Source organism: Streptomyces luteolifulvus (assembly GCF_008806595.1).
GTDB lineage: Bacteria > Actinomycetota > Actinomycetes > Streptomycetales > Streptomycetaceae > Streptomyces > Streptomyces luteolifulvus.
In genome coordinates this window covers 79530-105269 of record NZ_VZRB01000011.1, presented here as the reverse complement: position 1 = coordinate 105269, position 25740 = coordinate 79530, and the positions used below count along the sequence as shown (strand labels likewise).

Genomic DNA, 25740 nt, shown 5'->3' with positions numbered 1-25740 from the left:
CTCGGCAGTCGCCCTGTCCCCTACGGATCCGACGGCCCACATGCTCATGCCTTCACCAGCCCCTGTGTGTCGCCGCCCAGCGCCAGGTACACGTCCTCCAGGCTCGGCGTGGCCAGCGTGAAGTCGTCCAGTGCGGCGAAGGCGGCCCCGCCGGTGACCGTGGCGACGACCGCGCGGGCCTCTTCGGGCGCCAGCCGCAGCGTCCAGCGGCGGCCGGACTCCACGGCCCGCTCACGCAGCGCGGCGACCTCCGGGACGTGCAGCGGAGCCGCCTCGCGCCACACGAGGTCGACCCGCACCTCCCCGGCGACCCGCTCCTTGAGCCCGGAGGGGCTGTCGCAGGCGATCACCCGGCCCCGGTCGAGGACGGCGACCCGGTCCAGGACGGTCTCGGCCTCGATGACGTTGTGGGTGACGAGCAGGACGGTCGTTCCGTGCTCGGCCCGGCGCCGGTCGACCGCTGACCACACCGCCCGCCGGGCCACCGGGTCCATACCGGTGGTCGGCTCGTCGAGGACGAGCAGCGGTCGCTCCCCGACCAGCGCGGCGGCGAGGCAGGCGAGACGGCGCTGGCCCCCGGACAGCTTCCTCAGGGGCCGTCCGGCGAGCGGCGCGAGCCCGAGTTCGTCGAGGACGGCGTCCCGCTCGGCCCGTGCCCGCCGTGCGTCCAGGCCGCGCAGCCGTCCGGTGGTCTCGGCGGCGAGGGACACGGTCAGTTCGTCGAGGGCACTCGACTCCTGGCCGAGGTAGGCGAGGATCCGCGCGGCCCGCTCGGGATGGCGCGTGATGTCGTGCCCGAGGATCTCGACGCTGCCCCGGTCGGGCCGCATCAGCCCGGTGATCTGCCGGACCAGGGTGGACTTGCCGGCGCCGTTCGGCCCGAGCAGCCCGAAGATCTCACCCCGCCGGATGTCCAGCCGTACGTCGTCGGTGGCCCGGACCTCGGGTGTTCCCGGGGCGCCGCGCCGTGCGCGCACCGCCGGATAGGTCTTGGTCAGTCCGCGCACCGCGCACACGACATCCCCACCGTGCCGAAGTGCCTGTGCCGCGCGCGTACTCACAAGGCACGAGCCTACGGGGTCCGGAGGCTCGACCGGCCCCCGGGGCGCCTGGCGGGCCCGAATCCGCCGCACACCACATGTCCCCCGCAACGGCGGTCAACCCCGACGACGCGGCGCGGTGGTGCCCCCTCCACCGCACACCGCTCACTCGCCGGCAGGCGCATGCTCCGCCGCCGTCCGGACGTCGATCTCCCGCCAGAACCCGGCCCGGATCGCATACCGGTCGTGCTCGTCGATCTGGTCGTCCTTGTGCGCGAGCAGCCCGAACCGGGCGGCGTACCGCAGCAGCTCGCCGTCGATCCGGTGCGGGATGCGCGGATACATCCCGGACAGCTTCTGCAGATGGCTCAGGTCCCCGAGCCGTTCCATCCACCGCCGCGCGAAGACCTGCCCGACCTCGTAGGGGTCGCCGCCGACCGTGGTGATGTCCTCCTCGCGGTCGGCCCAGCGCTGTTCGGCGGTGGTCAGCTGGGCGAGCGTCGGCATCGAGGCGGCCTCGGCGGGCTCCGCCGCGACCCCCGGGCGGTCCACCCAGCCCTTGTCGGAGGACCAGCGCAGGGTGGCGGTGGCGGGGTGCTGCGCGGGCTGTACCCCGGGGGCGCGCAGGGCCGCAAGGTCCTTCGGGGTGGGTACGCCCTTGGGTGCAGGCACGCGCTCCTGGGTGCCGTTGTCCGAGGCGGCGCGGGCGGCGGCGTGCTCCCCCTCGCCGGCGGGCCGCTCGGCGGGCGGGGCGAGCGCGGAGTCGGGCAGCGGCGCGGACAGGATCGCGGCGATCTCCGGCCGCGGCACGGGCGGCGGAGCGCACACCCCGCCGAGTTCCTTGGCCCGTACGGCCTTGGTGATCCAGGTACGGTCGAGCACGCGCCGCTCGTCCGCCTCGGCGACCAGGTCCTCCGACTGGTTGTAGTCCCCGTCGGCGGCCTGTACGGCCCACAGATGGACGGCGACACCGTGCTCCTTGGCGGCCATCATGCCCGGCAGCAGATCGCCGTCGCCGGTGACCAGGACGACGTCGGAGCAGGCACGGTTGCGGGCCAGCTCGGTCAGCTCGGCGTGCATCGCGGCGTCCACGCCCTTCTGGGCCCAGCGGCCGTCGCTGCGGGTCAGGGCGCCGAGCCGGACGGTGACCCGGGGCATCACCCGCAGCCTGCGGTGCTCGGGCTGCGGAACGCGGTCGGGGGCGCCGTCGAACCAGTAGATGCGCAGCAGGGGGCGTTCCGTGTCGGACTCGGCCCGCTCGCGCAGCCCCTGGATGAGGGCGGCGTGGTCGACGGTGATCCGGGAGCGTGAGGGCTCCCCGGCGAGAAGACTGGCGGCAGCCCCCAGCAGATACCCGGCGTCCACCAGGACGATGCAGCGGTCCACGCGATCCACCCACTTTCCGGGAGGTTTGCTTCGGGCTTGCTTCGAGTCTGCCCGACCACGCGGGGGTTAACGGCCCGAACTCGATCTTCGGCGTGGCGTTTCGGGATCTCGCTCCCCGACATAGACCGTCACGCACGGTAATTATCCGAAATGCACTCGTTGTCAGCCTATGTGAATCTGGTCGCGGCCCTGGCCCCTAGACCCCCAACAGGAGGCAGAACCCATGGCCAAGAACAAGAACCGTGAGCGCAAGCAGCCGAAGTCCGAGCGTGGCCGGCAGCAGACACAGCAGTCCACGACCACGCTGGAGCCGCCGGCCGAGCACCGCGCCCCGCAGGTGACGCCCGGCGACATGGCCATGGCCCGCAAGGACCGGCACAAGCGCTTCGGTCACAACTGATCAGCTGCGCAAGGGGCTGGTGAGCCCCCAGGGCTGTTGAAGCCCCGACACACCGAGGGGCGCACCGGGTACCAGGTGCGCCCCCCTTCTTTTTGGGGCTCGGTTCGCCTCCGGGGCGCCAGAGCCGGTGTCGAGGGTCCGACCGTGCTCAGCCCTTCGGGCCTCCGCGCGCTCGGACCCTCGACACCGACGCGCCCCTTCGGCTCACTCGCCATATGTGACCGTCAGTTGCTCAACCGGCCAGGCAGGACGGCCCGAGCAGGACCTTCAGGTCGCCGAAGAGTGCCGGGTCCGGCTTCACCCGGTGGCGGTCGAGGCGCAGCACCGTCGTGCTGGTGGGCCCCTGGAGCTTGATCCGGACCTCGCTGTCGCCCTTGTGGTGGCTGAGGATCTCGCCGAGACGGCTGACCATCGGCGGCGTGACCCGGGTGGCCGGGATGGTGAGGATCACGGGCGCGTTGGTGCCGGCGCTGGAGAGGTCGGGGACCATCAGCTCCATCGCGACGAGGCGGGGTACGTCCTCGCGCTTGTCGAGACGGCCCTTGACGAACACCACGGCGTCCTCGACGAGTTGGGTCGACACCAGCTGGTACGTCGCCGGGAAGAACATGCACTCGATGGAGCCGGCGAGGTCCTCGACCGTGGCGATGGCCCAGGCGTTGCCCTGCTTGGTCATCTTGCGCTGGAGACCGGAGATGATGCCGCCGATGGTCACCACGGCGCCGTCCGCGTGCTCACCTCCGGTGAGCTGGGCGATGCCCGCGTCCGCCTTGTCGGACAGCACGTGCTCCAGACCGAAGAGCGGGTGGTCGGAGACGTACAGACCGAGCATCTCCCGCTCCTGGGCGAGCAGATACGTCTTGTCCCATTCATCGTCGGTGAAGGTGACGTCGAGTCCGAAGCCGGGCTCGCTGGTCTCCTCCTCGCCCATGCCGCCGAAGAGGTCGAACTGGCCCTCGGCCTCCTTGCGCTTCACGGCGACCACGTTGTCGATCATCGGTTCGTACTGCGCGGTGAGGCCCTTGCGGGTGTGCCCCATGGAGTCGAAGGCACCGGCCTTGATCAGCGACTCCGTCGTCCGCTTGTTGCAGACCACGGCCTCGACCTTGTCGAGGTAGTCGGGGAAGGAGGCGTACTTCCCCTTGGCCTTGCGGCACCGGATGATCGCCTCGACGACGTTCGTGCCGACGTTGCGGACGGCGGAGAGGCCGAAGAGGATCACGTCGTCGCCCTGGGCGGCGAAGTTCGACTCCGACTCGTTGACGTTCGGTGGGAGCACCTTGATGCCCATGCGCCGGCACTCGTTGAGGTAGACGGCCGACTTGTCCTTGTCGTCCTTGACCGAGGTGAGCAGGGCGGCCATGTACTCGGCGGGGTAGTTCGCCTTCAGATAGGCGGTCCAGTACGACACGAGCCCGTACGCGGCCGAGTGCGCCTTGTTGAACGCGTATCCGGCGAACGGGACCAGCACGTCCCACAGGGCCTGGATCGCTTCGTCGCTGTAGCCGTTCTTCTGGGCGCCGGCCTGGAAGATGGTGAAGTTCTTGGCCAGTTCGTCGGGCTTCTTCTTGCCCATGACGCGGCGGAGGATGTCGGCCTCGCCGAGCGAGTAGCCCGCGATGATCTGGGCGGCCTTCTGCACCTGCTCCTGGTAGACGATCAGGCCGTAGGTGACGTCCAGGACCTCCTTGAGGGGCTCTTCGAGCTCCTTGTGGATGGGCGTGATCTCCTGCTGCGCGTTCTTGCGGAGCGCGTAGTTCGTGTGGGAGTTCATGCCCATCGGGCCCGGGCGGTACAGGGCCGACACGGCGGAGATGTCTTCGAAGTTGTCGGGCTTCATCAGCCGCAGCAGCGAGCGCATGGGGCCGCCGTCGAACTGGAAGACGCCGAGGGTGTCGCCGCGCTGGAGCAGTTCGAAGGTCGTGGGGTCGTCGAGCGCGAGGCCCAGGAGGTCGATGTCGACGCCCTTGTTGGCCTTCACCATCTTGACGGCGTCGTCCATGATCGTGAGGTTGCGCAGGCCCAGGAAGTCCATCTTCAGCAGGCCGAGCGACTCACAGCTCGGGTAGTCCCACTGCGTGATGGTCACGCCGTCGGTGTGCCTGACCCAGACCGGGACGTGCTCGGTGATGGTCTCGCTGGACATGATCACGCCGGCGGCGTGGACGCCCATCTGCCGGACCAGGCCCTCCACACCGCGCGCGGTGTCGATGACCTTCTTCACGTCCGGCTCGTTCTCGTACATCCCGCGGACCTCGCCGGCCTCGCTGTAGCGCGGGTGCTGCGGGTCGGTGATGCCGGACAGCGGGATGCCCTTGCCGAGGACGTCGGCGGGCATGGCCTTGGTGATGCGGTCGCCCATCGCGTACGGGTAGCCCAGCACGCGCGCGGAGTCCTTGATCGCGTTCTTGGCCTTGATGGTGCCGTACGTGCCGATCATGGCGACCTTGTCGGCGCCGTACTTCTCCGTCACGTACCGGATGACCTCGACGCGCCGGCGCTCGTCGAAGTCGATGTCGACATCGGGCATCGAGATGCGCTCGGGGTTGAGGAACCGCTCGAAGATCAGGCCGTGCGGGATCGGGTCGAGGTCGGTGATGCCGAGGGCGTACGCGACGATCGAACCGGCCGCGGAGCCACGCCCGGGGCCGACCGCGATGCCCTGCTTCTTGGCCCACATGATGAAGTCGGCGACGACGAGGAAGTAGCCCGGGAAACCCATCGAGATGATGGTGTCCATCTCGTACTCGACCTGCTTCATGCGGTCGTCCGGGATGCCGTTCGGGAACCGGCGGTGCATGCCCCGCAGGGTCTCCTCGCGGAACCAGCTGACCTCGGTGTAGCCCTCCGGGATGTCGAACTTGGGCATGAGGTCGCGCTTCTCGAACATGCCCGTGGTGTCGATCTGCTCGGCCACCAGGAGGGTGTTGCGGCAGCCCTCCTGCCAGGCGTCCGAGGAGTCGATGGCGTACATCTCGTCCGTGGACTTGAGGTAGTAGCCGGTGCCGTCGAACTTGAAGCGGTCCGGGTCGGAGAGGTTCTTGCCGGTCTGGATGCACAGCAGCGCGTCGTGGGCGCCCGCCTCGTGCGCGTACGTGTAGTGCGAGTCGTTGGTGACCAGCGGGGGGATGCCGAGCTTCTTGCCGATGTCGAGGAGGCCGTCGCGGACCCGGTGCTCGATGTCGATGCCGTGGTCCATCAGTTCCAGGAAGTAGCGGTCCTTGCCGAAGATGTCCTGGTAGTCGGCGGCCGCCTTCAGGGCCTCGTCGAACTGGCCGAGGCGCAGCCGGGTCTGGAGTTCACCGGAGGGGCAGCCGGTGGAGGCGATGAGCCCCTGCGACCACTGGGAGATGGTCTCCTTGTCCATCCGGGGCCACTTCTGGAGCCAGCCCTCGGCGTACGCGTCCGAGGAGAGCCGGAAGAGGTTGTGCAGACCGGTCGCGTCGGCCGCCCAGATCGTCTTGTGCGTGTAACCACCGGAACCTGACACGTCGTCGCGCTTCTGGTGCGGCTGACCCCACTGGATCTTGCGCTTGTTGCGCCGCGACTCGGGCGCGACATACGCCTCGATACCGATGATCGGGGTGATTCCGGCCTTCGTCGCGGAGTGGAAGAAGTCGTACGCCCCGTGGAGGTTGCCGTGGTCGGACATGGCGATATGGGTCATGCCCATCTCGTTGCACGCGTCGAACATGTCCTTGAGCCGCGCGGCACCGTCCAGCAGCGAGTACTGGGTGTGGACGTGCAGGTGCGTGAACGGCGGCTTCGACACGGCGTGGCCTCCAAGGGAAACGCTCGACGACGGGTGGGCGGACAGTCCGGGGGTCAGCGTCGAAGTCTATGCCGCGGGACTGACACCGGGCGGGCACTCCCACGTACCTTCGGACGTTGGAGACGGCAGAAACGCTGTCGTACATGTCATGCACCAGGAGGCACCCAGCGATGTCGGTACCCCAGCTCAACGACGAGCAGCGCGGCGCGGAGATCCTCGCCGTCTTCGACACCGCCTTCGGCGAGCTCCTGGCCGCCGACCCGGCAGCGTTCCGCGTCAAGTTCCGGAAGATGGCGGCCTCGGCGTTCGCCTTCTACCGGGGGACGGCGTGCCTCTTCTATCACGACCTGGACGCCGAGAACGCAGGGCGGGGCGGTGGGAGGGTACTCAGTGGCCCGTATCTGGACGACCGCACCTCGCGCGTGTGGATCCACGGCGACCTGCACGCGGAGAACTTCGGCACGTACATGGACGCCAACGGCCGGCTGATCTTCAACGTCAACGACTTCGACGAGGCGTACGTCGGTCCCTTCACCTGGGACCTCAAGCGCTTCTCCGCCTCGATCGCACTCGTGGGGTACGCGAAGGCGCTCGGCGACGACCAGATCACCGAGCTGGTGAAGGTGTACGCGGGCGCGTACCGCGAGCGGGTCCACGCCCTGGCCGCCGGCGCCAAGCGGGACGAGGTGCCGCCCTTCACCCTGGACACCGCCCAGGGCCCGCTCCTGGACGCCCTGCGCGACGCGCGCTCCCTCACCCGCTTCGGGCTGCTCGACTCGATGACGGAGATCCGTGACTTCGAGCGCCGCTTCGCGCCCGGCGGCGGCTCCATCGAGCTGGACGCGGCCACGCGCTACAAGGTGCTCGCGGCCTTCGACGGCTATCTGGAGACGCTGCCGGAGAGCTCCCTGTCCCGCCCGGACTCGTACCGGGTGAAGGACGTGGTGGGCCGGCGCGGCATCGGCATCGGCTCGGCGGGTCTGCCGTCGTACAACATCCTCCTGGAGGGCCACAGCGACGCCCTGGAGAACGATGTCGTGATCTACATCAAGCAGGCCCAGACCCCCGCGGTCTCCCGCCACATCACGGACCCGGCGATCCGCGACTACTTCCAGCACGAGGGCCACCGCACGGTCATCTCGCAGCGCGCCCTGCAGGCGCACGCCGACCCGTGGCTGGGCTGGACCGAACTGAGCGGCACGGGCCAGCTGGTCGCCGAGGTGTCGCCGTACGCGGTGGACCTCGACTGGGGCGACATCGACGACCCGGAGGAGATCGCCGCGGTCGTCGCCGACCTGGGCCGCGCCACCGCCACCATGCACGCGGCGGCGGACGACACCTCCGGCGAGTCGCTGGTGCCCTTCTCCACCGAGCGCGCCATCGACGCGGCGATCGCCGCCGACGAGGAGGGCTTCGCGCAGCTGCTGGTCGACTTCGCCCACACCTACGGCGCACGCGCGCGTGCCGACCACCAGATCTTCGTGGACCTGTTCCGCAACGGCCGGATCCCGGGTCTTTGACGGTCCGCTGTCGGTCTGGTCACGGTCCGGCCTCTCACAGGGACCCTTTAAGAGTCTCTTACCGGCACACGTGACAGACTCTCTCCTGCTATGGACATATCCGGGACCCAGCTGCGAGCGCTCCGCGCGGCGCTGTTCACGGCGGTCGTCGTGACGCTCAGCTCCGCCGCGCACGTGCTGCTGTCCCGGGCTCCCCTGCCGCTGAACACGGTGGCGGCGATCGCCGTCGCCGTGTTCGTCGTCGCCTACGCGCTCGCCGGACGCGAGCGCGGCTTCGGGCGGATCGCCGCCCTGCTGATCCCACTGGAGCTGGCGGCCGACACGGTCTTCACCACCGGCCAGCACGTCTGTTACGGCAAGGCGGGCGGCCCGGTCGCGGGCCCCCTGCGCTCGGTCGGCTTCGACGTGCTGTGCGCCGGCGGCACCGACGTCGGCACCCCGCTGTCCCGGGTGACCGGCACCGACACCGACACCGACCGGATCGCGGCCCTTGTGGCGCATGCCGACCCGGGCGTCGCCTGGCTGCTGCTCGGCGCGCACGTGGGGGTCGGACTCCTCGCTGCCGCCTGGCTGCGCCGCGGCGAACGGGCGCTGGCCCAGGTGCTGGGCGCGATGGCCGCGACCACCTTCCGGCCGCTGCTGCTGGCGGTCGCCGCGGTGACGGTCCGAGACACCCCGGTGGTGCGCCGACCCGCGCATCCCGGCGGCCGTCCGACCGCCGTGCGCGACAGAATCCTCGTGCACTCCCTGGGACGTCGTGGACCGCCGTGCCCCGTCGCCTTCCCCTGAAAGGCACCCGAGCACCGAGCAGTCCCCCTTTACGTTTCCGCACACGACGGTGTGCGCGTCCCCATGGAGATCACGAACATGAGCAAGCGGAACAGCCAGGCGGCGAAGACGGCGGCCCGTGAGCGGCTGCGTCTGGAGCGCGAGCGCCAGGCCAAGCGCGCGAAGGTCAAGCGGCAGGTCATCGTGGCCTGTTCGGTCGTGGGCGTGCTGGCGCTGGCCGGCGGCATCGGTTACGCCGTCGTCCAGGCCAACAAGCCCGGCCACTGGGAGGCCGTGAAGGACGAGAAGATCGTCGCCCCGGCCAACACCACGGGCACGGACGGCACGGCCGTCGTCATCGGCAAGAGCACCGCCAAGAAGACCCTCAAGGTGTACGAGGACCCGCGCTGCCCGGTCTGCGCCACCTTCGAGCAGACGGTCGGCTCGACCGTGGACAAGTACCTCGACGAGGGCAAGTTCAAGGTCCAGTTCATCGGCGGCACGTTCCTCGACGGCGACGCGCTGGGCAAGGACAAGGTGGGCACCAACGGCGAGGGCTCCAAGAACGCGATGAGCGCCATGGGCGCCGCGCTGAACGTGAGCCCCGAGGCCTTCCTCGACTACAAGGCCGCGCTCTACTCGGCGAAGCACCACCCCGAGGAGTCGGACGACAAGTTCAAGAGCGACGACTACCTCATCGAGGTCGCCGACACGATCCCCGCGCTGAAGAACAACAAGACGTTCCAGAACGCCGTCACCAGCGGCAAGTTCGACGCCTGGGCCCTGGCGATGTCGAAGACCTTCGACACCAACAAGGACAAGGTGACGGGCACGCCGAGCTTCGTCATGGACGGCAAGATGCTCAGCACCCCCGACGGCAACCCGCCCCTGACGGTGGCGGACTTCACCTCTCTGGTCGACGCGGCGCTCAAGGCCTGACGGGCCGCCAGGAGAACGGCCGGAAGAAGAGCGGGCGAACTTTTGCGAGTTCGCCCGCTCTCGCGCGTACCCATCAGTAGCCTGATCGGTCGTGACCAGTCGATACAGATCATCCGAGAGCACATTCTCCGCTTCCGACAGCGCCAACTCGCTGTCCCCGCGCCGCCGTACGGTCGTCAAGGCAGCTGCCGCCACCGCGGCCCTGGCCGGACCGCTCGCCGCGGCGATGCCCGCCCGTGCCGCCGACGCACCCGCCTTCCTGCACGGCGTCGCCTCCGGTGACCCGCTGCCCGACGGCATCCTGCTGTGGACACGGGTGACGCCCACCCCCGAGGCGATACCCGGCTCCGGGCTCGGCCCGGACATCCAGGTCGGCTGGACCGTCGCGAGGGACAAGGCGTTCACGAACGTCGTCGCCAAGGGCTCGCTCACCGCGACCGCCGCCTCCGACCACACCGTCAAGGCGGACATCCGGGGCCTCGCACCGGCGACCGACTACTGGTTCCGCTTCTCCGCCGGGGGCACCGACTCCCCCGTCGCCCGCACCCGCACCGCGCCGGCCGCGGGCGCGGCCGTGTCCGGCCTGCGCTTCGGCGTGGTCTCCTGCGCCAACTGGGAGGCCGGCTACTTCTCGGCGTACCGTCATCTCGCCGCCCGCGGCGACCTCGACGCCTGGCTGCACCTGGGCGACTACATCTACGAGTACGGCACCGGCGCGTACGGGACCCGCGGCACCGTCGTACGGCCGCACGCGCCCACCCATGAGATCCTCACGCTCGCCGACTACCGCACCCGGCACGGGCGCTACAAGACCGACGCCGACCTCCAGGCCCTGCACGCCGCGGCCCCGGTCATCGCCATCTGGGACGACCACGAGTTCGCCAACGACACCTGGTCGGGCGGCGCCGAGAACCACACCGAGGGTGCCGAGGGCGTCTGGTCCGCGCGTCAGGCGGCCGCCAAGCAGGCCTACTTCGAGTGGATGCCGGTGCGCCCGGCGATCGCGGGCACCACCTACCGCCGGCTGCGCTTCGGCAAGCTCGTCGACCTCTCGCTGCTGGACCTGCGCTCCTTCCGCTCGCAGCAGGTCAAGATCGGCAACGGCTCGGTCGACGACCCGGACCGTACGCTCACCGGCCGGGCCCAGCTCGACTGGCTGAAGGCGGGCCTGAAGACGTCCGACACCACCTGGCGGCTGGTCGGCAACTCGGTGATGATCTCGCCGTTCGCCATCGGCTCGCTCTCCGCGGACCTGCTGAAGCCGCTGGCCAAGCTGCTGGGTCTGCCGCAGGAGGGCCTCGCCGTCAACACCGACCAGTGGGACGGCTACACGGACGACCGCCGGGAGCTGCTGGCCCATCTGCGCGCGAACGCGATCCGCAACACGGTGTTCCTGACCGGCGACATCCACATGGCGTGGGCCAACGACGTGCCGGTGGACGCCGGTACGTACCCGCTGTCCGCGTCGGCCGCCACGGAGTTCGTCGTCACCTCGGTCACCTCCGACAACCTCGACGACATCGTGAAGGTCCCCGAGGGCACGGTCTCCGCGATCGCCTCACCGATCATCAGGGCCGCCAACCGGCATGTGCGCTGGGTCGACACCGACCGTCACGGCTACGGCGTCCTGGACATCACGGCCGACCGCGCGCAGATGGACTACTACGTCCTGTCCGACCGCACGAAGGCCGCCGCGACCTCCTCCTGGAGCCGTTCGTACCGCACGCGCAGCGGCACGCAGAAGGTCGAGCGGACGTACGACCCTGTGTAAAACCTGTGTGCGAAGGGCGATTTTCGGCCAACGGTGGCTGACGGGAATCCCGTTGACCGGACATCACGCCAGGACGGCGGGTGGTGCGAGCCACGTTCCGAATTCGGACACACCACCCGCCCCTGCGGCGGCATTCACCCCTCTTTGCCGGGTGGCCGATTGGCCGAATCTTTTCTCTCCGACTCTGGGCATGTCCACGTAATCTCCGGGCGGCGGCCAGGAAGATCCCTGGCCACTCTCCCCACCGCATCCGCTAGGAGCCCCAGCATGCGTGCGCCCGCCCGGATATCTCCCCTGACGCGCAGACGCCTCATCGGCACGGCCGTCGTGGCCGGAACCCTGATGCTCTCTCCCCTCTCGGCACCCCCGAGCGTCGCCGCGGCCAAGAGCCCGGCCGCCTCCGACTGCGCCGACGAAACCAACGCCGTGGCCCGTGAGGCCCGGCCCAAGGCGGGGCACCACACCGCCGAGCCCAACGAGATCAGCGCCACCAAGGCCCAGGCGATGGACGCCGATCTGCACCAGAAGCTCGACAAGCTGGGCCTGAGCCGGCAGCGCCTGTCCGCTGCCGCCGCCTCCACCACCATCCCCGTGTACTTCCACGTCATCCACGACGGCGCCACCGGGCAGCTCGGCTCGGCCGACATCACCGCCCAGCTGAACGTGCTCAACGCGGCCTACGCAGGCCAGGGCGCCGGCAACACCGACTCGGGCTACCAGTTCACCCTGGCCGGCACCGACTACACGGACAACGCGGCCTGGTACAACGTCAGCAGCGGCTCGGCGGAGGAGAAGGCGATGAAGTCCGCCCTCCGCAGGGGCGGCGCGAACGCCCTCAACATCTACAGCGCCAACCTCGGCGACGACCTCCTCGGCTGGGCCACCTTCCCCAGCTCCTACAAGTCCAGCCCGTCGATGGACGGTGTCGTCCTCCTGGACGCCTCGCTGCCGGGCGGCTCGGCCACGCACTACGACGAGGGCGACACCGCCACCCACGAGGTCGGCCACTGGATGGGCCTGTACCACACGTTCCAGGGCGGCTGTAACGGCAACGGCGACTACGTCGTCGACACCCCGGCCGAGAAGAGCGCTGCGTTCGAGTGCCCGACCGGCCGCGACACCTGCACCCGCAAGGCCGGGGCGGACCCGATCCACAACTTCATGGACTACACGTACGACGCCTGCATGTACCAGTTCACCGCGGGCCAGGTGACGCGCATGCAGCAGAGCTGGGCGGCCTACCGGGCCGCCGGCTGAACGTCGTGACGGACCGGAGGACGTCGTAGCGGACTAGAGCGTTTCCAGGAAGCCGAGCGCCACCCGCCAGGTGGCCTCGGCGGCCTCCTCGTCGTAGTCCGGAAGGCCGGGGTCGGTGTACAAGTGACCGGCCCCGGCGTATCTGTACACCTCGACATCGGCGCCCGTCCGGCCCATCTGCAGGTACCAGGCGCTGAGCCAGTCGTCGGTCTCGAAGGGGTCCGGCTCGGCCACGTGCAGCTGCACCGGCAGCTCGTCCAAGTGGACGTTCGGGGCGATGTCCGAGGTGCCGTGCAGGAGCAGCAGCCCGCGCGCCCTCTCGTCGCCGAGCGCGAGGGTCTGCGCGATCGAGGCGCCGAGCGAGAACCCCGCGTAGACCAGCCCCCGTTCCGAGTAGGGCGCGGCGGCCAGGACCGCCCGCTTGAGCAGTTCGTCCTTGCCGATCTCGTCCTTGAAGGCCATGCCCTCCTCGACCGTCTCGAACGTACGCCCCTCGAAGAGGTCCGGCGTCCACACCTCGTGCCCGGCGGCGCGCAGCCGGTCCGCTGCGTCGCGCACCGCGGGCCTGAGGCCATGGGTCGAGTGAAAGAGCATGATGTTCATGAGGCCATGGTGCCAGTCGGGTACGACAGCGCCGGGAGCCGCCCGTACCCACAATGGCGCCGAGATCACATGTTCGTCACCCGCCGGGGCCGGTTACGTTCGAGGGCATGGAGAACATACTCCGCCCGTTGATCGTGATCGGCGGCTCGGTCGTGCTCACCCTGCTCATCGGCTGGGTGACCGACCGTCTGCTGCGCAAGGCCGACGAACGGCACAACGAGACACCGCTGTGGGGGCTGCTGCGCCGCGGCCGCATCCCGTACCAGCTCGTGCTGTGCGCGGCGATGCTCAGAGGGTCGTACGACGAGGCGAGGCTGCTGGACGAGCACCGGGTCGGCATCGGCCGGGCGCTCACCCTGGTGCTGATCGGGGCCGCCGCCTGGCTGGTGGTCCGGATCGCCGCCGCGGTCGTCGAGACGTCCTACAGCCGCTACGCGCGCGCCCACCGCGACGCGGCCCGGCTGCGGCGCGTGCGCACCCAGGTCTCGCTGATCATGCGGGTGGTGTCCGCGGTCGTCGGTGTGGTGGCCGTCGCCGCCATGCTGCTGACGTTCCCGGCGATGCGTGCGGCGGGCGCCTCACTGCTGGCCTCGGCCGGCATCCTCGGCATCGTCGCGGGTGTCGCCGCCCAGTCCACGCTCAGCAATATGTTCGCGGGGCTGCAGATCGCCTTCGGCGACATGGTGCGCCTCGGCGACACGGTCGTGGTCGACGGCGAGTGGGGCACCGTCGAGGAGATCACCCTGACGTTCCTGACCGTACGGACCTGGGACGAGCGCCGGATCACCATGCCCGTCTCGTACTTCACGTCCAAGCCCTTCGAGAACTGGTCGCGCGGCACGCCCCAGATGACCGGCATCGTCCACTGGCACGTCGACCACTCGGCACCGCTGGACGCGATGCGCGAGAGGCTGCGCGACATCCTGCGCGAGTGCCCGGCCTGGGACGGCCGCGCCCACGGCCTCGACGTCACGGACACCACCCCGAACACCATGCAGGTCAGGGCCCTGGTGACGGCGAAGGACGCCGACGACATCTGGACGGTACGGGTCACGGTCCGCGAACAGATGATCCGCTGGCTCTCCGAGGAACACCCGTACGCCCTGCCCAGGGTCAACACGGCGGACGCGCTGCTGCCCCCCGGCCGTTCGAACGGCAGGTCCTCCCACGACGGCGCCACGTCACGCCGCGTCCACGAGCCACCACGGACGGGCCGCTGACGGGGCCGCACCCGCAGACGGCACACAGCCCTCAGGCGTACGTCTCCTCGCGGACCTGGTCCAGTGCCTTCTGCAGGTCGGCCGGGTAGTCACAGGCGAACTCCACCCACTGCGCGTCACCGGGGTGCTCGAAGCCGAGCCGTACCGCGTGCAGCCACTGGCGGGTCAGGCGCAGCCGCTTGGCGAGCGTCGGGTCGGCGCCGTACGTCAGGTCACCGACGCACGGGTGGCGGTGGGCGGCCATGTGAACGCGGATCTGGTGCGTGCGGCCGGTCTCCAGCTTGACGTCGAGCAGGGAGGCCGCGCGGAACGCCTCGATCAGGTCGTAGTGCGTGACGGAGGGCTTGCCGTCGGCGGTGACCGCCCACTTGTAGTCGTGGTGCGGGTGGCGGCCGATGGGCGCGTCGATGGTGCCGCTGGTCGGGTCGGGGTGGCCCTGGACGAGCGTGTGGTAGCGCTTGTCGACCGTGCGCTCCTTGAACTGGCGCTTGAGCGACGTGTACGCGTACTCGGACTTGGCCACCACCATCAGGCCCGACGTGCCCACGTCGAGGCGGTGCACGATGCCCTGGCGCTCCGCGGCGCCGGAGGTCGAGATGCGGTACCCGGCGGCGGCGAGCCCGCCGATGACCGTGGGCCCGGTCCAGCCGGGGCTGGGATGCGCGGCGACGCCGACCGGCTTGACGATCACGACCACGTCATCGTCGTCGTGCACGATCTCCATGCCCTCGACCGGCTCCGCGACGACCTGCACCGGAGCGGGCGCCTGCGGCATCTCCACCTCGAGCCAGGCCCCGCCGCGCACCCGCTCGGACTTCCCGGCCACCGAGCCGTCGACCGTGACCTTCCCCGCCGCGGCAAGTTCGGCGGCCTTCGTGCGGGAGAAGCCGAACATGCGGGAGATGGCGGCGTCGACGCGCTCGCCCTCCAGACCGTCGGGCACGGGCAGGGTACGGATCTCGGGAAGGGTGCTCACCCGTCGAGTATGCCGGACGGGTGAGACACGGCCGTACGGCAGCCTGTGGCCACCCCCGGCGAAATCAGTCCTTGTGAACGGTCCCGTCCGGGTCGAGCCCCTTGAACGACAGCAACACGATCAGGATGCCGCCGCACACGATCGCCGAGTCGGCGAGGTTGAAGACGGCGAAGTGCTTGGGCGCGATGAAGTCGACGACCGCGCCCTCGAAGACGCCCGGAGAGCGGAAGATCCGGTCGGTGAGGTTGCCGAGCGCGCCCCCGAGGAGCAGACCGAGCGCGATCGCCCAGGGCAGGCTGTAGAGCTTGCGGGCAAGCCGGGCGATCACCACGATCACGGCCGCGGCGATCAGCGTGAAGATCACGGTGAACGCCTCACCGAAGCCGAAGGCGGCACCCGCGTTGCGGATCGCCTCGAACTTCAGCCAGTCCCCGATGATCTCGATCGGTGCGTGGTGCTCCAGCTTCGCGACCACGATCAACTTGCTGACCAGGTCGATGACATACGCGAATACAGCGACCGCGAACAGGACGGCGACACGCCGCTTGCCCCTGGGCCGCGCGCCATCGCCGACCTGCCCGTCCGGACGCGACGACTGCCCCGGCTCGGCCCCGTCCCCCTCCGGGGAATCCGGCGTACCGATGATGCGCTCCGCCTCTGCCACGTGAGTCCCTCAACCTAGGTACCTGACTGAGGACGAGGGTACGGCACACCCGCAGCCGCCCAGCCACCCCTCAGTACCGTCGCTCCTGCTTCTGCTTGCACTCCACGCACAGGGTGGCCCGCGGGAAGGCCTGCATCCGGGCCTTGCCGATGGGGTTGCCGCAGTTCTCGCACAGGCCGTAGGTGCCCGCGTCGAGCCGCTGGAGGGCACGGTCGGTCTGGACGAGCATCTCCCGCGCGTTGGCCGCCAGGGCCAGCTCGTGCTCGCGGGTGATGTTCTTGGTGCCGGTGTCCGCCTGGTCGTCGCCCGCGCCGTCCCCGGAGTCCCGCATCAGACCGGCGACGGCGTTCTCGGACGAGGTGATCTCGTCGCGCAGCCGCTGCTCCTCGGACAGCAGCTCGGCGCGGGCCTCCTCGACCTCTTCCGGGGTCCAGGGGTCCTCACCGGGGCGCACCGCGAGCTCGCCCGGCTCCACCGCCGCGGCGACCCGTGCCTTCGGTACGGCGGTCTTCGCCGCTGCGGCCGTGCCAGGAGTCTTCTTCGCAACCACTGTCGTGGCTCCCGTCTGCTCCGCGGCCTCGGCCGCGCCCGCCTTCTTGGCCCTGCTCTTCTTGGCCGCACTCTTCGGGGCGACGCCCCCCTGCACGACGGCACCCGGACGGGCGGTGGCCCGCTCGGCGGCCGTCTTCTTCGGTGCCGCCTTCTTCGCGGTCGTCTTCGTCGCGGCCGACTTCTCCGCGGCCCTCTTCTTCGCGCTCGGCTTCTTCGCGGTCGGCTTCTTGGTGGCCGCCGTCCCCCCGGCCGTCTCCGTGACCGCCTTCTTCACGGCGGCCTTCCTTGCCGCTGCCTCCTTGGCCACGACCTTCCTCGCGGTCGCCTGCTCCTCGGCCGCCGACTCGACGGCCCTCTCCGCCACCGCCTTCTTCACGGCCGCCCTCTTGGCCACTGCCTCCTTGGCCACGGCCTTCTTGCCCGGCTCCTTCTTCGCGGCCTTGGTGGTCATCGCCTTCCTTCCGGCCGCCCCCTCCTGGACCGCCGCTCTCTCGGGCCCCGCCCCCTCGGCTGCCTTCTTCGAAGGAGCCGCCTTGGAAGCAGCCGCCGCCTTCCTGGTGGCGGCCGTCGCAGCGGCGCTCTTCTTCTCGGCGGCCTTTTTCCCAGCGGTCTTCTTCGCCGTGGCCGCCTTCTCCACAGCCGTCTTCTCAGGCCCCGGCTTCTTGACGGCCGCCTTCTCGGGGGCGGCCGCTTTCCCGGACGCCCGCTTGCCGGCAGCCCCCGTCTCAGCGGCTGCCTTCTTGGCCGCGCCCTTCCCGGGCGCCGTCTTCCTCGCCGCCGCCTTCTCGGGCCCTGTCTGCTCCGCCCCCGCCTTCCCAGGCACCGCCTTCTTCGCCACGGCCTTCTCAGAGGCCGTCTTCCTCGCCGCGGTCCGCGCAGGCACCGCCCCCTCAGACGCCGGCTTCCCCGCCGCCGCCCTCTCGGGCGCCGTCTCGGCAGCCGACCGTTCCGGCGCAGCCCTCTGCGCCCCCTGCGCACCCGTGCCCACCGTCTTCACGGTCTTGCCCTCACGCCCGGCGGCCCCCCCCTGCGTGCTCTTCTTCCCGCCGAGCTCCTTGGCCGCACTGCCGGAGACCCTGGCACTCGTGGGTCTGCCGGATGCCGACTGCTGTACGGCGGTCTTCTTCGCCACCATGGCCGCGGCCCCTTCACATATTGTGATCTTGCTCGCGAATCGTGCTGGGACGATAAATCGACTTGAGTCCCGCGGCAACGGGGCACACCGCCCGATTCGCCCGCCTCGCGCATGCCGCGCGGCAGCCTGCATGCGTTGTGCCCAGCTCCCCGCGGGGTAATCCGCCAAGCTCGGCCTCCCGGAATCCGAACACTCGTACCCTCGCCATTCGGGTCATAAACGGCATAGCGCCACCTCACTCCCCGGAGCGGAAAAGCGGTCGGCCGCTGTCGCCGTCGCGCCGTACACTGGGCGGAGCGAAAAGCATGGATGGGGACGAGTAGCGACGTACGCAGCCCAGAGCGACCCGGGGACGGTGGAAGCCCGGGGGCGAGCGCGATGTGAAGATCACCCCGGAGCCGCCGGAAGAAACCCCGTGAGGGGCGGTAGAACCGGCATCGCGACCCCAATGAGGGGGCTCGCCGGTGTGCACGGTGCACCGGGGAGCCAAGGAGGGTGGTACCGCGGGAGCGCGCCGCAGACGGCGTACGCACAGACGTAGCTCTCGTCCCTCCGGACGGAAGGCAGCAAGTCCGCCGGAGGAAGCCCGCTGATGACAACGCCGACGTACCGCCAGGTGCCCGCCCAGGTCGACCTGCCCGCGCTCGAGCACGCGGTGCTCGACTTCTGGCGCGAGCAGAAGATCTTCGCCAAGAGCCTGGAGCAGTCCGAGGGCCGCCCCGAGTGGGTGTTCTACGAGGGCCCGCCCACCGCCAACGGCATGCCGGGCGCCCACCACATCGAGGCGCGCGTCTTCAAGGACGTCTTCCCCCGCTTCCGCACCATGCGCGGCTACCACGTGGCCCGCAAGGCCGGCTGGGACTGCCACGGCCTGCCGGTGGAGCTGGCGGTGGAGAAGGAGCTCGGCTTCAGCGGCAAGCAGGACATCGAGGCGTACGGCATCGCCGAGTTCAACGCCAGGTGCCGTGAGTCCGTGCTCCGCCACACCGACGCGTTCTCCGACCTGACGACCCGCATGGGCTACTGGGTCGACCTCGACGACGCGTACGTCACGATGGAGCCCGAGTACATCGAGTCCGTGTGGTGGTCGCTGAAGGAGATCTTCAAGAAGGGCCTGCTGGTCCAGGACCACCGCGTCGCCCCCTGGTGTCCGCGCTGCGGCACGGGCCTGTCGGACCACGAGCTGGCGCAGGGCTACGAGACGGTCGTCGACCCGTCCGTGTACGTCCGTTTCCCCCTCACCTCCGGTCCGCTCGCCGGCCAGGCCGCGCTCCTGGTGTGGACGACGACCCCTTGGACCTTGGTCTCCAACACCGCGGTCGCCGCCCACCCCGAGGTCACCTATGTGGTGGCGACGAACGGCGAGGAGCAGCTCGTCGTCGCCGAGCCGCTGGTCGCCAAGGCGCTCGGCGAGGGCTGGGAGACGACCGGCCGGACCTTCACCGGCGCCGAGATGGAGCGCTGGACGTATCAACGTCCGTTCGAGCTCGTGGAGTTCCCGGAGCCGGCCCATTTCGTGGTCAACGCCGAGTACGTCACGACCGAGGACGGTACGGGTCTGGTCCACCAGTCCCCCGCTTTCGGTGAGGACGACCTCAAGGTCTGCCGGGCCTACGGCCTGCCGGTCGTGAACCCGGTCCGCCCCGACGGCACCTTCGAGGAGGACGTCCCCCTCGTCGGCGGTGTCTTCTTCAAGAAGGCGGACGAACGGCTCACCGAGGACCTCCACAGCCGTGGTCTGCTGTTCCGGCACATCCCGTACGAGCACAGCTACCCGCACTGCTGGCGCTGCCACACCGCGCTCCTCTACTACGCGCAGCCGTCCTGGTACATCCGCACCACCGCGATCAAGGACCGTCTCCTCCAGGAGAACGAGAACACCAACTGGTACCCGGACACCGTCAAGCACGGCCGGTACGGCGACTGGCTGAACAACAACATCGACTGGGCGCTGTCCCGCAACCGCTACTGGGGAACCCCGCTGCCGATCTGGCGCTGCGAGGACGACCACCTCACCGTCGTCGGCTCCCGCGCGGAGCTGACCGAGCTGACCGGCACCGACCAGTCCGCCCTCGACCCGCACCGCCCGTACATCGACGACGTCACCTTCGCGTGCCCGCAGTGCGAGAAGACGGCCACGCGCGTGCCGGAGGTCATCGACGCCTGGTACGACTCGGGTTCGATGCCGTTCGCGCAGTGGGGCTACCCGTACAAGAACAAGGAGCTGTTCGAGTCCCGCTACCCGGCGCAGTTCATCAGCGAGGCCATCGACCAGACCCGCGGCTGGTTCTACACGCTGATGGCGGTCGGCACGCTGGTCTTCGACAAGTCGTCGTACGAGAACGTCGTCTGCCTCGGCCACATCCTCGCCGAGGACGGCCGCAAGATGTCCAAGCACCTGGGCAACATCCTCCAGCCGATCCCGCTCATGGACCAGCACGGGGCGGACGCGGTCCGCTGGTTCATGGCGGCCGGCGGCTCCCCCTGGGCGGCCCGCCGGGTGGGCCACGGCACCATCCAGGAGGTCGTCCGCAAGACGCTCCTCACGTACTGGAACACGGTCGCCTTCCAGGCCCTGTACGCGCGTACGTCCGACTGGGCGCCCAGCGAGGCGGACCCGGCCCCCGCGGACCGGCCCGTCCTCGACCGCTGGCTGCTGTCCGAACTCCACGCGCTCACCGACCAGGTGACACAGGCCCTGGAGGCGTACGACACGCAGCGCGCCGGCAAGCTCCTGTCGGCGTTCGTCGACGACCTGTCGAACTGGTACGTCCGCCGGTCCCGCCGCCGCTTCTGGCAGGGTGACAAGGCGGCGCTGCGCACCCTGCACGAGGTCGTCGAGACGGTCACGAAGCTGATGGCCCCGCTGACCCCGTTCATCACCGAGCGGGTCTGGCAGGACCTGGTCGTGCCGGTCACACCCGGCGCCCCGGAGTCGGTGCACCTGGCGTCCTGGCCGGAGGCGGACCTCACCGCGATCGACCCGGAGCTGTCGAAGCAGATGGTGCTGGTGCGCCGGCTGGTGGAGCTGGGCCGTGCCACGCGCGCGGAGTCGGGCGTGAAGACACGCCAGCCGCTGCAGCGCGCGCTGGTCGCGGCGGCGGGCTTCGAGGCGCTGAACCCGGAACTGCACGCGCAGATCACGGAGGAGCTGAACGTCGAGTCCCTGGCCTCGCTGTCGGACGTAGGCGGCTCCCTGGTGGACACCACGGCCAAGGCCAACTTCCGTGCCCTGGGCAAGCGGTTCGGCAAACGCGTCCAGGACGTCGCCAGGGCCGTCGCCGACGCGGACGCCGCCGCCCTGTCCCTGGCGCTGCGCGAGGGCACGGCGTCGGTGGAGGTCGACGGCGAGACGATCACCCTCGCCCCGGACGAGGTCATCATCACGGAGACCCCGCGCGAAGGCTGGTCGGTCGCCTCCGACTCGGGCGCGACGGTCGCGCTCGACCTGGAGATCACGGAGGAGCTTCGCCGGGCGGGCCTCGCCCGTGACGCGATCCGGCTGATCCAGGAGGCCCGCAAGAACAGCGGCCTCGATGTGGCCGACCGCATCGCGCTCCGCTGGACCTCCACGGACCCGGCGGTCGTCGCGGCGCTGACCGGGCACGCGGAGCTGATCGCGGAGGAGGTCCTCGCGACGGACTTCGCCGAGGGCGAGGCGGACGAGGCGTACGGCACCCCGTTCACCGACGAGGGCCTGTCCCTGACGTTCCGCCTCCACAAGGCGTAGCTCGCACCGAGGGGTCTCCCCACTGCGGGCCGTCAGTCCGCGGGCCGTCGTGCCGCTGGGGCGGCACGGGTGGGCAACCAACAAGGCCTGGGGCGCGGAAATTTCTTCCGTGTCCCAGGCCTTCGGCGTTGCGTCCCCCTGTACAAACGCACCCCCACCCGAACAACTCCCCGACCGCGGGCAGCAAAAGGGCGAGGCCCCGTATCAAATTCCGGGGCCTCGCCCTGAACGCTGCCGACGCCTACGGCGTACTACCAACCGTCAGTTGTCGTCCTCGTCGATGAGAAACCCGCGCATCGGCGAGGGAGCCTGCCCCATCGGACCGGGGCCCTGCGGACGCACCGGCGCCATCGGCTGGGTCATCGCCGGGGACATCTGCTGCTGACCGCCGTAGGACGGGCCGGCAGGGGCCGGGCCACCGCCCATGCCCTGGTTGCCGCCGTACGACGGCGCGCTCGCGCCGGCCGGAGCCATGGAGGGCGCCGGGGACGGCGGCAGCGACGCGGTCGCCGGAGTGCGCGGCGGGGCCAGCGAGTCGTCGGCCTGGGTCTCCAGCTGACGCAGCTGCGACTCCAGGTACGACTTCAGCCGCGTGCGGTACTCGCGCTCGAAGCCGCGCAGGTCCTCGACCTTGCGCTCCAGCGTGGCGCGGGCGGACTCCAGGGAGCCCATCGCGACACGGTGCTTCTCCTGCGCGTCCCGCTCCAGTGCATCTGCCTTGGCACGGGCGTCACGCTCGAGACCCTCGGCGCGGCTGCGGGCCTCGCCGACGATCTTGTTGGCTTCGGAGCGGGCCTCGGCGATCGCCTGGTCGGCGGTCTGCTGGGCCAGCGAGAGGACACGGGCGGCGCTGTCGCCGCCAGGGGCCTGACCGGGGCCGCCCATCGGACCGCCCATGGGGCCGCCCATCGGGCCGCCCATCTGCTGCATCGGGGGCTGGCCCATCGGACCCTGACCCATCGGGCCGGGACCCTGCGGACCACCCTGACCGCCGGGGCCGGCGGGCAGCTGCGGGGCACCGCTCGGCAGCTGGGGCGGACCACCCATGGGGCCACCCATCGGCTGCTGCGGCGGGCCCGATATCCCGGCGGGGACGGGAGCGCCGGGACCGCGCATGCCCTGCTGCGGCATGCCGGGCTGCATGCCCGGGGGCATGCCCTGCTGATCCTGCGGTTCCGGAGGCTTGCGCATGTTCTGCTGGTTCTGGGCAGCAGCACGCGTGGCCGCGGCCAGTTTGGCGCGCAGGTCCTCGTTCTCGCGGAGCAAGCGGGTCAGTTCGGCTTCGACCTCGTCGAGGAAGGCATCGACCTCGTCCTCGTCATAGCCTTCTCGGAGGCGGACGGTCGTGAACTGCTTGTTCCGCACATCCTCGGGGGTCAACGGCATCTCTTCACCTCAACGTAGTCGTCGGCATTCGGCAAGACCGTATCGTTCACAGCCGGCTCACGACGGAGATCAGGATGTAGACGATGATCATCAGTACGAAGAAGGACAGGTCGAGCGCCACGCCCCCGAGACGCAGCGGCGGGATGAACCGCCGCAGAAGCTTGAGCGGTGGATCAGTGACAGTGTAGGTGGCCTCCAGAACGACCACCATCGCCTTGCCGGGTTGCCACGAGCGGGCGAACTGGAAGACGTAGTCCATGACCAACCGGAAGATGAGCACGATGAGGAAGCACATCAGCGCGATGTAGACGACATCCAGGACCACGCTCATTGCTTGTGCTTCCCTCTCCCCTGTTTCGTGCTGCTGGGTACTGCTGTTTCCGGTGGTGCGTCTCAGCTCTGGTTGAAGAACCCGCCCTCTGCGATGCGGGCCTTGTCCTCCGCCGTGACATCGACGTTAGCAGGCGACAACAGGAACACCTTCTGCGTCACCCGCTCGATGCTGCCGTGAAGACCAAACACCAAACCCGCCGCAAAGTCGACAAGTCGCTTCGCGTCTGTGTCATCCATCTCAGTCAGATTCATGATCACCGGGGTGCCCTCACGGAAGTGTTCCCCGATGGTACGGGCCTCGTTGTAGGTCCGGGGGTGAAGTGTGGTGATCCGGTAAGGCTCTCGTTCCGACACGACCTTGGGCATGATCACCGGTGCGTTCTTCTCCAGGCTTGCGCGTTCTTGTGTGATGGACGCCACGGGCGCGATACGCGCCGGACGCCCGGATTCCGCGACCGACGAAGCGGAATGCGGCACCGGGTCGCGCGGCGCCGAGGGCTGCACCACTCGTACCGATTCGTCCCTTTGAAGCTGATGGGACTGGTGCGACTGGTGCGACGGCTCGTGCCGCCGGTGGTCCCGCTCGGGCTCCGGGTCCAGTTCGGGTTCGAAGTCGTCGTCGGGGTCGAAACCGCGGCCGTCATACCCATCGTCCTCCACGAGGCCGAGGTAGACCGCCATCTTGCGCATCGCGCCGGCCATGCTCTGAGTCCTCCGCTCTGTGGTGGATCGACTGACTACTGCCAAGTGCCCGCGATCCACGAGGTCGTTATGCCCGCTTTCAGCGACATTGACCATATTTTCTGCTGTGGTCCGACTTCCTGGCGACGTTACCCGAGCCCGGGGCGGACTCCGAGTACCGCGGTACCGACGCGCACATGTGTCGCCCCGGCGGCCACGGCCTCCTCGAGGTCCGCACTCATCCCTGCTGAGACCATGTTCGCAGCCGGATGAGCTCGGCGCAGGTCAGTCGACAAATCCATCAACCGCTCGAACGCCACCCGTTGACGCCCCGCGTACTCCCCGGTCAGCGGCGCGACGGTCATCAGCCCGTCGAGCCGCAGCCCCGGAGCCTCGGCGACGAGGTCGGCCAACTCTTCGATTCCGCCCGGTGCCACGCCTCCCCGTTCGCCCCTCGCGCTCTCTCCCGCATCGAGCGCGACCTGGAGGAGACACCCCACCTCGCGCCCGGCCCGTACGGCCTCCTTCGAGAGAGCCGTCACCAGCCTGGAACGATCGACGGACTGCACGAGATCCGCATAACCGACCACGGATCGCACCTTGTTGGTCTGCAACTGCCCGACAAAATGCCATACAAGGGGCAGATCCGAGCATTCGGCGGCCTTGGGTGCGGCGTCCTGGTCGCGGTTCTCGGCGACATGGCGCACACCGAGTTCCGACAGGACTCTCACATCGCTCGCGGGATAGGTCTTGGTGACCACGATCAGGGTCACCTCTTCACGCTTGCGCCCCGCGGCCACGCACGCGGCGGTGATGCGCTCCTCCACCTTCGCCAGATTTCCGGCGAGTTCGTCCCTACGGTCCGTCATGCCCCATCAGTCCAGCCACACATAGGCCGCGAGCCGGCCCGTGGTGCGGTCGCGGCGGTACGAGAAGTGGTCGCCCGACTCGAGCGTGCACACCGGCGACTGCTCCCGGTCGCACACCCCGAGCCTGTCGAGCTGCGCGTGCACTCCGGCGGTCACATCGACCGCCGGCGTGCCCCAGCTCGTCTCGGCGTACGCCGCCGGTTCGACGGCGGCCACCTCGGCGCGCATGGACTCCGGCACCTCGTAGCACCGGCCGCAGACGGCCGGCCCGGTGCGGGCGACGATCCGGGACGGCTCGGCACCCACTTCCATCATGGCCCGTACGGCGGCGGGGACGACTCCGGCGACCATGCCGGGCCGCCCGGCATGGACCGCGGCGGCAACCCCGGCGACGGGGTCGGCGAGCAGGACGGGTGTGCAGTCGGCGGTGAGCACGGCGAGGGCGAGTCCGCGGCGGGCGGTGACGATCGCGTCGACCTCCGGCACCGGCCCGGTCCCCCAGGGCCCGTCGATCACCGCCGTGTCCGCCCCGTGCACCTGGTTCATCCAGACCACCCGGGCGGGGTCGAGGCCGAGGGACTTGGCGGCCAGTTCACGGTTGGTCCGTACGGCGCCGGTGTCGTCGCCGACCGCGCCGCCGAGGTTGAGCTCCTCGTACGGAACGGCGCTCACCCCGCCCCACCTGTCGGTGAAGGCGAAGTGCGCGCCGTTCACGGTGCTCGTCTGTGAGCGGTGTCC

20 protein-coding genes are annotated in these 25740 nt (G+C 69.9%); 8 read left to right on the top strand and 12 right to left on the bottom strand.

The window, feature by feature from the left end:
• Positions 1 to 44: 44 nt before the first annotated feature.
• Together F7R91_RS18010 and F7R91_RS18005 are read right to left on the bottom strand one after the other, a co-directional pair.
• Positions 45 to 1016 carry an ABC transporter ATP-binding protein gene (locus tag F7R91_RS18010; RefSeq protein WP_150950180.1) on the bottom strand — a complete coding sequence of 324 codons (972 nt, stop codon included), beginning with the start codon at positions 1014 to 1016 and terminating at the stop codon, positions 45 to 47.
• A gap of 189 nt (positions 1017 to 1205) precedes the next feature.
• The gene (locus F7R91_RS18005; RefSeq protein ID WP_150949988.1) at positions 1206 to 2426 is read right to left on the bottom strand and encodes an NYN domain-containing protein; all 1221 of its coding nucleotides are present in this window, start codon (positions 2424 to 2426) and stop codon (positions 1206 to 1208) included.
• 223 nt (positions 2427 to 2649) lie between these two features.
• Here F7R91_RS18005 and F7R91_RS42065 point away from each other — a divergent pair, with 223 nt between their 5' ends.
• Positions 2650 to 2826 (top strand): hypothetical protein, encoded by a 177-nt coding sequence (locus F7R91_RS42065; RefSeq protein WP_191971537.1) that lies wholly within the window; start codon positions 2650 to 2652, stop codon positions 2824 to 2826.
• Between the two features lie 232 nt (positions 2827 to 3058).
• On the opposite strand, the gene dnaE is transcribed toward F7R91_RS42065, so the two are convergent.
• Positions 3059 to 6598, bottom strand: a complete 3540-nt coding sequence (gene dnaE, locus F7R91_RS18000; RefSeq protein ID WP_150949986.1) for a DNA polymerase III subunit alpha — start codon at positions 6596 to 6598, stop codon at positions 3059 to 3061.
• 170 nt (positions 6599 to 6768) lie between these two features.
• Here dnaE and F7R91_RS17995 point away from each other — a divergent pair, with 170 nt between their 5' ends.
• From F7R91_RS17995 to F7R91_RS17975, 5 genes are all read left to right on the top strand, one after another.
• The gene (locus tag F7R91_RS17995; RefSeq protein WP_150949984.1) at positions 6769 to 8118 is read left to right on the top strand and encodes a DUF2252 domain-containing protein; all 1350 of its coding nucleotides are present in this window, start codon (positions 6769 to 6771) and stop codon (positions 8116 to 8118) included.
• A 90-nt stretch (positions 8119 to 8208) separates the two neighbouring features.
• Positions 8209 to 8907, top strand: coding sequence for a hypothetical protein (locus F7R91_RS17990; RefSeq protein ID WP_150949982.1), 699 nt, complete (start codon positions 8209 to 8211; stop codon positions 8905 to 8907).
• Positions 8908 to 8985: 78 nt separating this feature from the next.
• Complete coding sequence (locus F7R91_RS17985) at positions 8986 to 9825, top strand: thioredoxin domain-containing protein (RefSeq protein ID WP_150949981.1); 840 nt, start codon at positions 8986 to 8988, stop codon at positions 9823 to 9825.
• Positions 9826 to 9916: 91 nt separating this feature from the next.
• Entirely contained in the window at positions 9917 to 11596 is a 1680-nt protein-coding gene (locus tag F7R91_RS17980) for an alkaline phosphatase D family protein (protein WP_150949979.1), read from the top strand.
• Between the two features lie 267 nt (positions 11597 to 11863).
• A complete protein-coding gene (locus F7R91_RS17975) occupies positions 11864 to 12853 on the top strand; it encodes a zinc metalloprotease (RefSeq protein WP_150949977.1) in 990 nt (329 codons plus the stop codon).
• 33 nt (positions 12854 to 12886) lie between these two features.
• Here F7R91_RS17975 and F7R91_RS17970 read toward each other — a convergent pair whose 3' ends face one another.
• On the bottom strand, positions 12887 to 13456 hold the full coding sequence (locus F7R91_RS17970; RefSeq protein ID WP_150949976.1) for a dienelactone hydrolase family protein: 570 nt from the start codon (positions 13454 to 13456) through the stop codon (positions 12887 to 12889).
• 107 nt (positions 13457 to 13563) lie between these two features.
• Here F7R91_RS17970 and F7R91_RS17965 point away from each other — a divergent pair, with 107 nt between their 5' ends.
• A complete protein-coding gene (locus F7R91_RS17965) occupies positions 13564 to 14676 on the top strand; it encodes a mechanosensitive ion channel family protein (protein WP_150949974.1) in 1113 nt (370 codons plus the stop codon).
• A 31-nt stretch (positions 14677 to 14707) separates the two neighbouring features.
• Here the strand turns inward: F7R91_RS17965 and F7R91_RS17960 are convergent, their stop codons facing one another.
• The 3 genes from F7R91_RS17960 to F7R91_RS17950 form a co-directional block, all read right to left on the bottom strand.
• Positions 14708 to 15652, bottom strand: a complete 945-nt coding sequence (locus tag F7R91_RS17960) for an RluA family pseudouridine synthase (protein ID WP_150949972.1) — start codon at positions 15650 to 15652, stop codon at positions 14708 to 14710.
• A gap of 64 nt (positions 15653 to 15716) precedes the next feature.
• A complete protein-coding gene (lspA, locus tag F7R91_RS17955; RefSeq protein ID WP_150949970.1) occupies positions 15717 to 16316 on the bottom strand; it encodes a signal peptidase II in 600 nt (199 codons plus the stop codon).
• Between the two features lie 70 nt (positions 16317 to 16386).
• Positions 16387 to 18003, bottom strand: a complete 1617-nt coding sequence (locus F7R91_RS17950) for a TraR/DksA family transcriptional regulator (RefSeq protein ID WP_331000572.1) — start codon at positions 18001 to 18003, stop codon at positions 16387 to 16389.
• Between the two features lie 592 nt (positions 18004 to 18595).
• On the opposite strand from F7R91_RS17950, the gene ileS reads away from it, so the two are divergent.
• A complete protein-coding gene (ileS, locus tag F7R91_RS17940; protein ID WP_150949968.1) occupies positions 18596 to 21733 on the top strand; it encodes an isoleucine--tRNA ligase in 3138 nt (1045 codons plus the stop codon).
• A gap of 261 nt (positions 21734 to 21994) precedes the next feature.
• Here the strand turns inward: ileS and F7R91_RS17935 are convergent, their stop codons facing one another.
• From F7R91_RS17935 to pgeF, 5 genes are all read right to left on the bottom strand, one after another.
• Positions 21995 to 23119, bottom strand: coding sequence for a DivIVA domain-containing protein (locus tag F7R91_RS17935; RefSeq protein ID WP_150949966.1), 1125 nt, complete (start codon positions 23117 to 23119; stop codon positions 21995 to 21997).
• A gap of 46 nt (positions 23120 to 23165) precedes the next feature.
• Positions 23166 to 23450, bottom strand: coding sequence for a YggT family protein (locus F7R91_RS17930; RefSeq protein ID WP_033318070.1), 285 nt, complete (start codon positions 23448 to 23450; stop codon positions 23166 to 23168).
• A gap of 62 nt (positions 23451 to 23512) precedes the next feature.
• Complete coding sequence (locus F7R91_RS17925) at positions 23513 to 24154, bottom strand: cell division protein SepF (protein WP_150949964.1); 642 nt, start codon at positions 24152 to 24154, stop codon at positions 23513 to 23515.
• 128 nt (positions 24155 to 24282) lie between these two features.
• The gene (locus F7R91_RS17920) at positions 24283 to 25002 is read right to left on the bottom strand and encodes a YggS family pyridoxal phosphate-dependent enzyme (protein WP_150949961.1); all 720 of its coding nucleotides are present in this window, start codon (positions 25000 to 25002) and stop codon (positions 24283 to 24285) included.
• 6 nt (positions 25003 to 25008) lie between these two features.
• Complete coding sequence (pgeF, locus tag F7R91_RS17915) at positions 25009 to 25716, bottom strand: peptidoglycan editing factor PgeF (protein WP_150949959.1); 708 nt, start codon at positions 25714 to 25716, stop codon at positions 25009 to 25011.
• Between the last annotated feature and the right edge of the window lie 24 nt (positions 25717 to 25740).

Bases quoted from the DNA above. Each gene is read 5' to 3' on its own strand.
- F7R91_RS17970 (WP_150949976.1), bottom strand. From the start codon at position 13,456: ATGAACATCATGCTCTTTCACTCGACCCATGGCCTCAGGCCCGCGGTG.
- F7R91_RS17975 (WP_150949977.1), top strand. From the start codon at position 11,864: ATGCGTGCGCCCGCCCGGATATCTCCCCTGACGCGCAGACGCCTCATC.
- F7R91_RS17930 (WP_033318070.1), bottom strand. From the start codon at position 23,450: ATGAGCGTGGTCCTGGATGTCGTCTACATCGCGCTGATGTGCTTCCTC.
- F7R91_RS17920 (WP_150949961.1), bottom strand. From the start codon at position 25,002: ATGACGGACCGTAGGGACGAACTCGCCGGAAATCTGGCGAAGGTGGAG.
- F7R91_RS17925 (WP_150949964.1), bottom strand. From the start codon at position 24,154: ATGGCCGGCGCGATGCGCAAGATGGCGGTCTACCTCGGCCTCGTGGAG.
- F7R91_RS17995 (WP_150949984.1), top strand. From the start codon at position 6,769: ATGTCGGTACCCCAGCTCAACGACGAGCAGCGCGGCGCGGAGATCCTC.
- F7R91_RS17985 (WP_150949981.1), top strand. From the start codon at position 8,986: ATGAGCAAGCGGAACAGCCAGGCGGCGAAGACGGCGGCCCGTGAGCGG.
- F7R91_RS42065 (WP_191971537.1), top strand. From the start codon at position 2,650: ATGGCCAAGAACAAGAACCGTGAGCGCAAGCAGCCGAAGTCCGAGCGT.
- F7R91_RS17965 (WP_150949974.1), top strand. From the start codon at position 13,564: ATGGAGAACATACTCCGCCCGTTGATCGTGATCGGCGGCTCGGTCGTG.
- F7R91_RS17935 (WP_150949966.1), bottom strand. From the start codon at position 23,119: ATGCCGTTGACCCCCGAGGATGTGCGGAACAAGCAGTTCACGACCGTC.
- F7R91_RS17990 (WP_150949982.1), top strand. From the start codon at position 8,209: ATGGACATATCCGGGACCCAGCTGCGAGCGCTCCGCGCGGCGCTGTTC.
- ileS (WP_150949968.1), top strand. From the start codon at position 18,596: ATGACAACGCCGACGTACCGCCAGGTGCCCGCCCAGGTCGACCTGCCC.
- F7R91_RS17950 (WP_331000572.1), bottom strand. From the start codon at position 18,003: ATGGTGGCGAAGAAGACCGCCGTACAGCAGTCGGCATCCGGCAGACCC.